Source organism: Deltaproteobacteria bacterium GWA2_45_12, assembly GCA_001797365.1.
In the GTDB taxonomy this organism is placed as follows: domain Bacteria; phylum UBA10199; class UBA10199; order UBA10199; family UBA10199; genus UBA10199.
In genome coordinates this window covers 1-11,952 of sequence record MGPH01000062.1, presented here as the reverse complement: position 1 = coordinate 11,952, position 11,952 = coordinate 1, and the positions used below count along the sequence as shown (strand labels likewise).

At 45.6% G+C, this 11,952-nt stretch carries 12 protein-coding genes; 7 read left to right on the top strand and 5 right to left on the bottom strand.

From position 1 onward, the window contains the following. Nucleotides 1–176: 176 nt before the first annotated feature. The 4 genes from A2048_03455 to A2048_03440 form a co-directional block, all read right to left on the bottom strand. A complete protein-coding gene (locus A2048_03455) occupies nucleotides 177–1,028 on the bottom strand; it encodes a 4-hydroxythreonine-4-phosphate dehydrogenase PdxA (protein ID OGP07582.1) in 852 nt (283 codons plus the stop codon). 1 nt (nucleotide 1,029) lies between these two features. After that, on the bottom strand, nucleotides 1,030–1,968 hold the full coding sequence (locus tag A2048_03450; protein ID OGP07581.1) for a hypothetical protein: 939 nt from the start codon (nucleotides 1,966–1,968) through the stop codon (nucleotides 1,030–1,032). A 90-nt stretch (nucleotides 1,969–2,058) separates the two neighbouring features. Then, on the bottom strand, nucleotides 2,059–3,009 hold the full coding sequence (locus A2048_03445) for a hypothetical protein (GenBank protein ID OGP07580.1): 951 nt from the start codon (nucleotides 3,007–3,009) through the stop codon (nucleotides 2,059–2,061). After that, complete coding sequence (locus A2048_03440; GenBank protein OGP07579.1) at nucleotides 3,006–4,319, bottom strand: hypothetical protein; 1,314 nt, start codon at nucleotides 4,317–4,319, stop codon at nucleotides 3,006–3,008. Before A2048_03440 ends, A2048_03445 begins: the two co-directional genes overlap by 4 nt. A gap of 41 nt (nucleotides 4,320–4,360) precedes the next feature. Between A2048_03440 and A2048_03435 the strand changes: the two genes are divergently transcribed. From A2048_03435 to A2048_03405, 7 genes are all read left to right on the top strand, one after another. Further along, nucleotides 4,361–4,864 (top strand): hypothetical protein, encoded by a 504-nt coding sequence (locus A2048_03435; GenBank protein ID OGP07578.1) that lies wholly within the window; start codon nucleotides 4,361–4,363, stop codon nucleotides 4,862–4,864. Between the two features lies 1 nt (nucleotide 4,865). Next, nucleotides 4,866–5,435: a hypothetical protein gene (locus A2048_03430; protein ID OGP07577.1), complete on the top strand. Its 570-nt coding sequence runs from the start codon at nucleotides 4,866–4,868 to the stop codon at nucleotides 5,433–5,435. Nucleotides 5,436–5,503: 68 nt separating this feature from the next. Then, a complete protein-coding gene (locus A2048_03425; protein OGP07576.1) occupies nucleotides 5,504–6,052 on the top strand; it encodes an ATP synthase F1 subunit delta in 549 nt (182 codons plus the stop codon). Between the two features lie 112 nt (nucleotides 6,053–6,164). Further along, nucleotides 6,165–7,673: a F0F1 ATP synthase subunit alpha gene (locus A2048_03420; protein ID OGP07583.1), complete on the top strand. Its 1,509-nt coding sequence runs from the start codon at nucleotides 6,165–6,167 to the stop codon at nucleotides 7,671–7,673. 78 nt (nucleotides 7,674–7,751) lie between these two features. Beyond that, on the top strand, nucleotides 7,752–8,630 hold the full coding sequence (locus tag A2048_03415; protein OGP07575.1) for an ATP synthase F1 subunit gamma: 879 nt from the start codon (nucleotides 7,752–7,754) through the stop codon (nucleotides 8,628–8,630). 48 nt (nucleotides 8,631–8,678) lie between these two features. Beyond that, nucleotides 8,679–10,091 (top strand): F0F1 ATP synthase subunit beta, encoded by a 1,413-nt coding sequence (locus A2048_03410; protein ID OGP07574.1) that lies wholly within the window; start codon nucleotides 8,679–8,681, stop codon nucleotides 10,089–10,091. Next, nucleotides 10,088–10,438, top strand: coding sequence for an ATP synthase F1 subunit epsilon (locus tag A2048_03405; protein ID OGP07573.1), 351 nt, complete (start codon nucleotides 10,088–10,090; stop codon nucleotides 10,436–10,438). The genes A2048_03410 and A2048_03405 overlap by 4 nt, the downstream gene beginning before the upstream one ends. Here A2048_03405 and A2048_03400 read toward each other — a convergent pair. Continuing rightward, complete coding sequence (locus tag A2048_03400) at nucleotides 10,427–11,581, bottom strand: hypothetical protein (protein ID OGP07572.1); 1,155 nt, start codon at nucleotides 11,579–11,581, stop codon at nucleotides 10,427–10,429. The two genes, A2048_03405 and A2048_03400, sit on opposite strands and share 12 nt — an antisense overlap. Nucleotides 11,582–11,952 lie beyond the last annotated feature (371 nt).

Here is an 11,952-nt window from a genome sequence, read left to right as displayed (position 1 = left end):
AAAAAACTGGATTTACAGAACAATGAGTTCACGAAAAAATCAGAGTCTGGAAAAAATCATGAGTAAGAAAATGATTATTCCGACAGGCTCCTAGACCTAAGATTCTCCGCTTACGGCGGAGGGTTTTGATCTAGCAAGGCTCGTCCCCGAAGCCAACGAGCGTAGGGGATAAAAGTTTAAGCTGATTGAACCGCCAAACGTATGGCTTCCATTATGCTTTGAATATTCGCCTTGTTTTTTCCCGCAATATCAAAGGCGCACCCATGGTCGGGCGAAGTGCGTAAAATGGGGAGCCCCAAGGTGATGTTGACTCCCTCGTCAAAATGCAGCGTTTTGAGAGGGCCAAGCCCCTGGTCGTGGTAATGGGCGATCACGGCATCATATTTTCCACATCGGGCCTCAAAAAAAACGGTGTCGGCAGGAAGGGGACCGGTGACCTTGATGCCCCTTTTTTGAGCTTTGCGGATGGCAGGAAGGATGATGAGTTTTTCTTCATTTCCAAACAACCCATTTTCCCCCGCATGGGGGTTAAGCCCGCATACGGCAATCTTTGGTTTGGATTTGCCGAACCATTTTTTGAGGGAGTCATGCGTTATTTTAATTTTTTCCAGCACCAGTGCCGTAGTGATGGCCTTTGGGACCTTGGCCAAGGGAAGATGAATGGTGGTCAACACCACTTTTAGCGTGGGGCCGGCTAACATCATCGCAAATTGTTTGGTGTTAAAGGCATGGGCCAAAAATTCTGTCTGCCCCGGAAAGGGAAATCCCACCAATTGGAGATGGGTCTTGCTTACGGGGGCTGTTACCAGAGCCTGGCATTCCCCTTTTTTGATTGAGGTAACAGCAAGGTTGAGGGCATCCCAGCTTAAAAAGCCCGCTTTTTTTTGAGAGAGGGAAGGATCGTAGGATGTTCCAAAAATTTTCCAGTGGGCCAGATTTTTTATGGATTTTTTTTGAAGGGCTTTGGCAACAATTTCAGAACCAATGCCCAGGGGATCTCCCAAAGTAATGGCGATGGAGGGGTTCATTTCATTCCCTTATTTCCACAAAATGTTGTGAACGGGCTTCCATGACAAATTTTTCCAATTCATTTCCGACCACTTCATCGGCGTATTCCCGACGTACCATTTCTTTGACTTCATTTAAGGGGCGATCCATGGGATTGGTTTTTTCGACAACTTTCATAATGATGATGCCGTTTCCATCGGGAGAAGGCATGGGGTCGGTGACCATATTGGGTTTAAGGGCCAACAGAAGTTCTTTAAGATCCCCCCTGAGTGAGGTTGTGTCGAGAAGCCCCGAATTACCGCCATCAGATGCAAAAGGGCCCTTGGAATATTGACGTGCCAGTTTTTCAAATGATTCGCCCCCACGCAAACGGGCGACAAGTTTTTTGGCAAAGTCCACAGGGTTTTCTCCTGCTGGAACACTTTCAGGGGTCAGGAAAATTTCAAGAAAACGTACTTTGCCATAACCTTGGTAGGCGGCTTTATTTTTGTTGTAATATTGTTGAAGATCATAATCTGCAATGCGGATACGGGGATAAATTTCCTGCTGCAAAAATTTTTCCTGTTTCATATTGTTGCGAATGCTTTCCTTGTAGTTGTTCCAGCTCATCCCGCTTGATTTAAGAGTTTGCTCAAGAGTTTCGCGTTTCATTTGTTTTTTTACCAGAATGTCGCGGATTGAATTGTCCACATCAAGATCTGAAATTTTGATGTCTGATTTTTCAATTTCTTTCTGAAGAATTTTTTCATCGATGAGGCTTTGTAAGATGTAATGGTGGGTTGTGCGGCGGTTTTGATCCTTGTTTTGAAGAACTGCAACGGGAAACAGGCGATTATTAATATTGGCCTTGGTAATGTCAGATTCAGTGATGGCCTCGTCATCCACAAGGGCCACAATTTTATCGACAATTTCGGCATGGGCCGGGGTATTTAGGGACAGAATCAATATCAGGGCGAGCATCATTTGTTTCACAGGCTTTCTCCTTATAAGAATGGGGTCAATAGCGCTTTTTAACGAGTGAAGGCAAGATAAGTTTGGTGCAGGCAAGGGTTAGTCATCCAACGATATATTTTTAAGGGCTTTCAAATTAAGGGTGATCAGCGATTTTTCCTTAATTTCGGCAAACCATTCCTGGTAAGCAGTAGATGATTTTTCTTCAAGAATACGGGTGGCAATCTCATCTTGAACATAGGCCATGGGGGTAAGCCCGGCCGGTTTTTTATCGATCAATTTGAAAATATGGAATCCATATTGGCTTTTGACCACAGGGCTTATTTCGCCGGGTTTTAGTTTAAAGCAAACATCATCAAACTCTTTGGGATAAGTGCCACGTTCAAAATAACCCAAATCTCCTCCCTGGGACCGGTCAGGGGAAAGGGAATGCTTGATGGCCAATTCAGCAAAATTTTCTCCTTTCAATATTTTGTTTCTCAACTCCTGGGTTTTTTCCTGGGAATCGGTGACCAAGTGACGCACATGGACCTGTTCTTTTTTCTGGAATTCATCCCGGTGATTTTTGTAATAGGTGCTTATTTCTCCGGGGAAAACTTTTACGTTTAATTCAATAATTCCGGACAGGATTTTTCCGACAATCAAATGTTGAAGAGCTATTTTTTGCCAGGTGTCATCTCCCACCGTCTTATTTTGAAGCATTTGTTCAAAATCGCTTTCGGAATATCCACTTTTTAACTGATTCATGCCGGTGGCTATTTCTTCTGCCGAAAGGGTGATGTCATTTTTTTGGGCCCAATCAACCAAAATGGTTGTGTCCACTAAATGATAAACTGTGTCTTCCAAAAGATTTTTTTTCTGTTTTGCATCGAGCTTGGCCCAATCAAGACTTCCCCTGTTTAATTGCAGGTAAAGTTTAACGTCGGAATCTTTGATGGCCATCCCATTGACAATGGCCACAATGGCCGGCCCTTGCTGGCTTTGAAAGCGGGAGGTGCAGGAAAGAATACAAACAATGAAACCAAAACTAAGTAATTTGAATGGCTTCATATAAAAAACAAAAGGGTGATGAGGATGAAAAGAGGAATTAAAATACCACCCGAATAAGCCATATAGCCAAAAAAGGAGGGTGTTTTAAACCCGGCTTCATCGGCAATGGCCTTGACCATAAAATTGGGGCCGTTGCCAATGTAGCTATTGGCCCCCATCATCACAGCGCCGGCGCTGATCGCTTTAAGGATGGAAGGGGTGACTCCTACAATGGAAGCTCCTTCGAGATGAAGTCCCTGCGCCAAGGACAAAAAAGTGAGATAGGTGGGGGCATTGTCCAAAAAAGAAGAAAGGACCCCGGTAATCCAGTAAAACTGAAAAGGTTGGGTGATGCCAAATTGGGCGCCATGATGTTCCAGATAAGCCAAAGCCGGCACCATGGTGATAAAAATTCCTGCAAACAAGATGGCCACCTCGATAATGGGACCAAATACGAATTTGTTTTTTGTATGGACAGTTTCGGAAGTAAAAAAATAGGAAGTGATGGCTAAACCTACCATGACCAGTTCACGAAAAGGGCTTGGCAAGAAAACGGCCCCGACAATTCCTGCTAAAAACAGGGAATTGAAAGCCCCATGAATTTTAAGAGGAGTAATCAAGGTGATGTCTTTCTTAAAATCCTCAAATTTTTCTTTTTGATAGGCTTTTCCATCCCACCAGTAAAACAAAGCCAATAAACACCCCACGCTTACAAGCCAGATGGGGAGAAGATGCAGGGTCCATAAAAAAGGAACGCCGCGCAAATAACCAAGAAACAAGGGAGGATCGCCGATGGGTGTCAGCATACCGCCGATATTGCTGACCAAAAAAATGAAAAAGAGGGGAATGTGGCGGGTGTTTTTGCGTTCGCTGTTTGTTTGAAGCATGGGGCGAATAAGCAGCATGCTGGCCCCGGTTGTCCCAACAAAATTGGCCAAAACAGCTCCGGTTGCCAGAAACAAGGTGTTTATTTTTGGAGTGGCCTGAATGTCCCCTGATAAATGAATGCCCCCCGAAACAGTAAAAAGGGAACCTAAAAGAACCAAAAATGAAATGTATTCATGCGTGGTATGCGCCAGTTCGTGGGGGTAATTTTTAAAAAGCAAAACAAATACAGGAAGTGAAATAAGGGTGGTGATCAGGGCTTTGAAGCGGTTTTTCTCCCAAAAATGGGAAAATAACAGGGGGAATAAGGCGATGGTTAAAAGTAAAAGACCAAATGGAATAAGCCAATAAAGTTGAACATTTTGCATAATGCAGGGGACCTCATAACGTAAAAATTGGGTTTGGGAAAATATTTTTTCTTCGACGGTTTTTTTGCAGGCACAAATCCTTGACAGGTCTTTTTAAACTATGGTACTCGGGGGCGCCCTTGGATGAACGGTTATTCATTAAGTTTTTTGAAAACGCTTTTAAAATAGCGCAAACAAAACCCCAAATGCCTGATTTTTTACTTCCAGATAAGAGTATTTTCGTTCTTTGGTTCATTTTTATGGCTGTTTTTATGGCCCTGTCCCGGTGGGTCATAGGCCCAACCCTCGAAATTATTGAAAAGCGTCGTGATAATACCGACCACCTTAAAGAAACCACCGAAAAACTGACCCAAGAAACCAAAACCATTTTAACCCAGTATGAAGATGCTATGGCCAAGGCCCGCCTTGAGGCCAGCCAAGCTCGTGAAGCTTTGGTAAGTCAGGCCCGGGAAGAAGAAAGAAAGATGATTGCTTTTGTGCGTGTTCAAAATGAAGAAGTGATGGGCAAGCTTAAGGTTGATCTTGATCACCAAAAGAAAGAGGCTTTGCTTAAATTGAAGCAATATTCCCAGGAACTGGCCCGCGACATGGTGACAAAAATTTTAGAAAGAAAAGTGGCCTAAGATGGTTAAGCGTTTTGGTTTCATTGTTTATAGTATGGCGCAATTAATGCCCCTTGTTTCTGTTGCCGGGCATGAAGGCGCCCATGGCCCTTTGGCTCCGGATAAAGGGTATGTTTTTGGGCTGATCAATTTTGTTGTTTTGGCCGCTGGATTGGTTTTTCTTTTGCGCAAGCCCCTTCGTGATTTTTTTGCCAAGCGTGCCGAATTACTCAAAGCGGCCGTTGAACAGTCGAAAAAAAATCATGAAATCGTCCTTAAAGGTTACCAAGAGGTGAAAAAAAAGCTGGATCATGTCGATGCAGAGTCCCGTTTGTTGATCCAAAATTTTAAGGAGAATGGAGAAGCTGAAAAAATAAAAATTATCGAGCAGGCCAGGGAATATTCCGAAAAATTAAAAGAAGATGCCAAAAAAATTGCCGACTCAGAATTAAAAAGGGCCAAAGAAGAACTAAAATTGGCCACCGTTGGCATGGCCCGTGATTTGGCAGAGAAAAGTTTGAAAGAAGCTGTCAAATCCGAAGACGAAACCCGGTTGGTTCAGGAATTTTTGAAACAGGTGGGACAAAGATAGTTACATGGTTCGACAAAGCTCGCCATGTCCTGCGTAAGGGACACCCTGAGCCCCGTCGAAGGGTAAAAATGATTGAACGATCCATAGCCAGAAGATACGCCAGGGCCCTGTTTAGCCTTGGGAAGGAACAAAAAAAGCTCGATGCTTATCTGGAACAATTGCGTCAGCTTGAATCGACATCAAAGACATCTCCCCTTTTGTTGTTGTCATTGGGCAATCGTTTTTTGGATATGGGGGAACGTCTTGCTATTGTCAATGAAGTGGCCAGCCGTTGTGGTTTTGACAAAGAGGTTAAAAACTTTATTAAGATCTTGATTGAAAAAGCCAGGATATCGCTTCTTTCCCTTATTATTGAAGCCTATCAGGGCTATGTTTATGCCGATGAAAACAAGGTTGAAGCTGTTGTGACCTCGGCCCATAGCCTGGGGCAGGACCAAATCAACATCTTGGAAACCACATTTTCATCGATAATGGGCAAAAAAGTTTTGTTAAAAGGGAAAGTGGAACCTTCTGTTTTGGGTGGTGTGTCGGTACAAATTGGCGGGGAAATTTTTGATGGCACTTTAAGGTCGCAGTTAAATCGCCTGACCCAGGAATTGAAGGTGGAAAATTTTTAAATATTAAAGAAAGAGCCATGGTTCGACTAAGCTCACCATGTCCATTCTAGAAGCTCGCCATGTCCATTCTAGTAATGGACACCCTGAGCCTGTCGAAGGGTGGATGCTTCATATGCAAATCAGAGCCGAAGAAATCAGTGATATTTTAAAAAAACATATCCAAAACTATGATGCCGTTGTTGATCGTGCCGAAGTGGGTACGGTAATTTCGGTGGGGGATGGCATAGCGCGAGTTCATGGTTTGGAAAAAGTGATGGCCGGTGAGCTTTTGGAATTTCCCGGCGGAATCAAGGCCATTGCCTTAAACCTGGACGAAGATGATGTCGGTTGCGCCATCATGGGAAGCGATGTTTCCATTAAAGAAGGAGATTTGGTCAAAAGAACGGGGCTTATTGCTGAAGTGCCCGTGGGGGAAACCTTGGTGGGCCGTGTGGTCAATGCCTTGGGCGAACCCGTTGACGGCCTTGGGCCCCTAAAAACCGACAAGACACGTCGTATCGAAATTAAGGCCCCTGGCATTGTCAAAAGAAAAAGTGTCAGCCAGCCCATGCAAACAGGTTTAAAGGCCATTGACGCCATGATCCCCATCGGTCGTGGCCAGCGCGAGCTGATCATTGGGGACCGTCAAACAGGCAAAACAGCCGTGGCCATTGACACCATCATCAATCAAAAAGGCAAGGACGTATTCTGTTTTTATGTGGCCATTGGACAAAAACAATCCACCGTGGCCCAAGTGGTGGATAAATTAAAAACCCATGGAGCCATGGATTACACCACTGTTGTTGTGGCCAATGCTTCCGACCCAGCCCCTCTTCAGTTTATTGCCCCTTATACCGGTTGCACCATGGCGGAATTTTTCCGCGATTCAGGCCGTCATGCCCTGATCATTTATGATGATTTATCCAAACAGGCGGTGGCTTATCGTCAGCTTTCATTGTTGCTGCGCCGTCCTCCCGGACGTGAAGCTTTTCCCGGGGATGTGTTCTATCTCCATTCCCGCTTGCTTGAACGAGCTTCCAAGCTTTCAGATGCTGAAGGCGGGGGTTCGCTGACAGCGCTTCCCATCATTGAAACCCAAGCCGGTGATGTGTCGGCCTATATTCCGACGAATGTTATTTCAATTACCGATGGGCAAATTTATTTGGAAGCCGATTTATTCTATTCCGGTGTGCGCCCCGCGGTGAACGTGGGGTTGTCGGTTTCTCGTGTAGGGGGAGCTGCCCAAATTAAGGCCATGAAGCAAATTGCCGGAACCCTGCGTTTGGAACTGGCGCAATACCGTGAACTGGCGGCGTTTGCCCAGTTCAGCAGTGATTTGGACAAGGCCACTTTGGCCCAATTAAATCGCGGTGCACGTTTGGTTGAAGTGCTCAAGCAGGGCCAATACAAGCCCATGGCGATTGAAATCCAGGTCATCCAGATTTATGCCGCTACCAACGGGTATGTGGATGCCATTCCTGCCAACAAGGTTGAAAAATATTTGGAAGAAATGACCCTTTATCTGGAAACCAAAAAAGCTTCCGTTATTGAAACGCTGAAGAAAAAACAGGCTTTGGATGACGAAATGAAAAAATTGTTGAATGCCGCCCTTGATGAATTCAAGGGGATGTTTGTAGTGTAACACGGCCTTCGACTCCGCTCAGGCACCGTTATGCCGGTCACTGAGCGAAGTCGAAGTGTCCGGCATTCGAAAGAATAAATGGCCACTCTTAAAACAATCCGAAAGCGCATCACTTCGGTGAAGAACACGCAAAAAATCACCAAAGCCATGAAAATGGTGGCGGCGGCCAAGTTGCGTCGCGCCCAGACGGCAGTGCAGGCTTCGCGGCCCTATGCCAACAGTCTTCATAAGATTATTGAAACCATTGCTTCAAAAAATACCGACCTTGCGCATCCCTTGTTTTCGCCTCGTGAAAATCCAAAGCGTATTTCCATTTTAAGTTTTACATCAAACCGTGGTTTGTGCGGTGGTTTTAACTCAAATTTGTTGCGCCAGGCTGAAACTTACATCAAAAGTTTGGGAACCCGGTATGAATTGATTGACCTTAACGTTATCGGTAAAAAAGGACGCGATTTTTACAGAGCACGCAAACGGGATCCAAAAAATATTTTTCTGGAATATGCCGATCAGTTCCCTTTTGAAGAGGCGACCAAAGTGGCCCAAGGAATGATCGATGGTTTTTTAAAGGGGGAGTATGACGAATACGTCATTATCTATAACCGTTTTGTTTCGGCACTCACCCAGGAAGTGAAGATAGAAAAATTATTACCCGTGTCCGTTGCGATAAAAACGGAAGATTTAAATGGTCCCCAGAATCTTTTCGGGTTCATCTTTGAGCCCAGTGCAGGGGAAGTGTTGGATTTACTGATTCCAAAATATGTGGCCACCCAGATTTATCGGGCCCATCTTGAATCGGTGGCTTCCGAACTTGGCGCCCGCATGGCCGCCATGGACAGTGCGACCAAAAATGCCAAAGACATGATTTCAAGCCTCACTTTGCAATATAACCGGGCCCGTCAGGCCGCTATTACCAGAGAATTGATGGATATTGTGAACGGGGCGGAATCGATAAAATAATTGTAGGGGCGGGTTTAAAACCCGCCCGTACCAGAAAACGGAGAAATTATGACCCAACAATCAGGAAAAATAACCCAGGTGATCGGCCCCGTGGTCGACGTAAGATTTGATTCCGGCAATTTGCCTGAGATTTATACAGCGCTTACGCTGACCAATCCTTCCATTAGTAACCAGGAAGATAATCTTGTGCTGGAAGTGGCCCAGCATTTGGGTGAAAACACGGTGCGCTGCATTGCCATGGATTCAAGTGAAGGTTTGGTTCGTGGCCAGCCTGTTAAAAATACCGGTAAACCCATCCAAATGCCCGTTGGCCGCGAAGTTTTAGGACGCATCTTGAATGTCGTCGGCGAGCCTGTCGACGAAGGGGGCCCTATCAAAACCAAAAAAACTTTGCCCATTCACCGTGAAGCTCCCAAATTTGTGGATCAGGACGTGAAAGTGCAAATGTTTGAAACAGGTATTAAAGTGGTTGATCTTTTGGCCCCCTACTCCCGTGGCGGAAAAATCGGTTTGTTCGGGGGAGCCGGTGTGGGAAAGACCGTGCTTATCATGGAATTAATCAACAACGTTGCCCAGCAACACGGCGGTTACTCGGTGTTTGCCGGTGTGGGGGAACGTACCCGCGAAGGAAACGATTTGTGGCACGAAATGAAAGATTCCGGCGTTTTGGCCAAAGCAGCCCTTGTGTATGGTCAGATGAACGAGCCCCCCGGTGCTCGTGCCCGCGTGGCGCTTTCCGCTTTGACGGTTTCTGAATATTTCCGTGATGAAGAAGGTCAGGATGTGCTTTTGTTCATCGATAATATTTTCCGTTTTACTCAGGCCGGTTCGGAAGTGTCGGCTTTGCTTGGACGTATTCCTTCGGCTGTGGGGTATCAGCCGACACTGGCCACTGAAATGGGTAATTTGCAGGAACGCATTACCACAACAACCAAGGGGTCCATCACCTCTGTGCAGGCTATTTACGTGCCCGCTGACGATTTGACTGACCCGGCTCCCGCAACGGCCTTTGCCCACTTGGATGCAACCACGGTTCTTTCACGCCAGATTGCGGAACTTGGAATTTATCCCGCAGTGGATCCCTTGGATTCCACTTCGCGTATCTTGGATCCACAAGTTGTGGGAGAAGAACATTACAAGGTGGCTCGCCAGGTTCAGCAGACATTGCAAAAATATAAAGACCTTCAGGATATCATCGCCATTTTGGGGATGGATGAATTGTCCGAAGAAGATAAATTGGTTGTGTCCCGTGCCCGCAAAATCCAGAAATTCCTGTCACAGCCCTTCTTTGTGGCCGCCCAGTTTACAGGTTTGGAAGGAAAGTATGTGAAGGTGGCCGACACCATCCGTGGTTTCAGGGAAATTGTGGAAGGCAAGCACGACGATGTGCCCGAACAGGCTTTTTATCTGGTGGGTTCCATCGAAGAAGTGTTAGCCAAGGCGCAGAAATTGGCTGCGTGATTTTCTCGGCCCCTCGACTCCGCTCGGGGACCCTTAAAGTGTGGTGTCTGAGCGGAGTCGAAGACATTAGAATTAAAATAATTATGTCTCTACACGTCGAAATTCTAACTCCCTCGCAGGCCCTTTTTAAGGGGGATGCTGATGAAGTTGTGGCCCCGTCAGTCAATGGCGAAGTGGGTCTTCTCCCCCAGCATACAGAATACCTTACCCTTCTTCAGGCAGGGGCCTTATCTGTCCGTCAAGCCGACCAAACCAAAACCTTTGACATCACCGGTGGCCTACTGACAGTGGCCCAAGATTATGTGACGGTGTTAGTCGATGGGGTTCTGTTGCCTTCAACTTCTTGAAGGGTGGAACTCCCAAAAACTTTCCTCAAAAAGTAAGAAGCCATAGGTATTCCATTCTTGTTCAACCCAATCCGTTGTGATTCGGTTGCGGTTTCCTCTACTAGCATACATATTTTCGGCCATACGGATGGCCAACCTCAATGGCCCATTGGAAAAATGTAAATTGAATTCGGGTGAACAGTCAGTTCTTTCACGAAAATATCTCATTATTTGAATTGTAACCTCTGCATAGAGCACATTGACATACTCCGCAATCTTATGGGCCGCCTCGTATTCAATAAGATTCCCTCCAAGGGCTCTCAGAATTGATGCGATTTCTTCCACGGACGGGGTAATATTGATAACTTCGTGTTTGTTCATTTCTTGAGCAAACTCCGGATCCAGTTCCATGCTTTTGAGGTGAGTTCCATAAATCAGCCTGATGCCCGCCTCTCTTAATATTTTTACGTAAGGGAAAAATTTAGGGCCATAAGTCCGATCGAGAATGAGAATGCCTCGATTTGCCCCCGTGTCGGCTATCCAGTCCCTGGCTACATTTAATAAAGTAGAATCCCTTCTTTGCATGGTTTGCTGGATAAGTTCATTGACCAATTCTGCTCTTCCCTTGGTACCGTGGTAACTTAAGGATAAGGAAGAGACATCGATGAGCGCCACCCAATGGCCTTGTCGCCTTAATTCTGTCTCCAGTTCTTTTAAGAGAGTACTTTTACCTGTTCCATGATTGCCTACTATGACCACTTCATGGGTTGTATGATTGATGGTATCAATTACTTGCCCAAAAACTTTCCTGCGAAAGAAAGCGGGGGGATGGTCTTTAGTAGAAATGGAAAAGGGGTTGATAGCAGAGAAGTCATCGGCATCAATTTCACTATCCACAAAACAAAGGCCAGGGTTTAATGATAGTCGAGTCAAAAAATCTCGATCAAAATCATCAGGCCCTCCAAAAAGACGTGCATCCCTGGTGATTGTGCGGAAGTCTCCTGATAAATTGAGTCTACTTGGTGCACCGGATAGTAAGCGGATGGGTTTTGTTACAGGATGTTGTAAACAGCCTAAAGCTGGGCGCCGCACAAAGGTGGCAGCCCCCATAGGGGGCCTGCCAGAGCCAAAAGAATTGATTCCACGAAATAGGATTTTCGCCATAGATACCTTCTATTCTTACTTTCGGTAAGGTTTGAAGGAAGTTGTGCCTTTTTTTGAATTATTGGGGTTACTGGTTTAAGTCGAACTATATGCAAGTCAACTTTCGTTTGGTCTAAAATGAAACGGCAAAATTTTACGCAACTTTCTTTCCCTAATGCGATAACCATCCATCGAAAGGCTTTGGCTTATCCACCTACGTCCCCGCTCGTTGGCGGGGACTTCGGCAGACGAGCCGAAACGGTTAAAACCCTCTGCCTTAGACGGAGAATCTTCCAGGGCTTGCCCTGGGGGGTCAATCCCATTCTTAGTTGAAATTGTTTGATAACCATCACGCTGCTATTTTTTGTTGTTTAATAAAAACCGTTTTCATC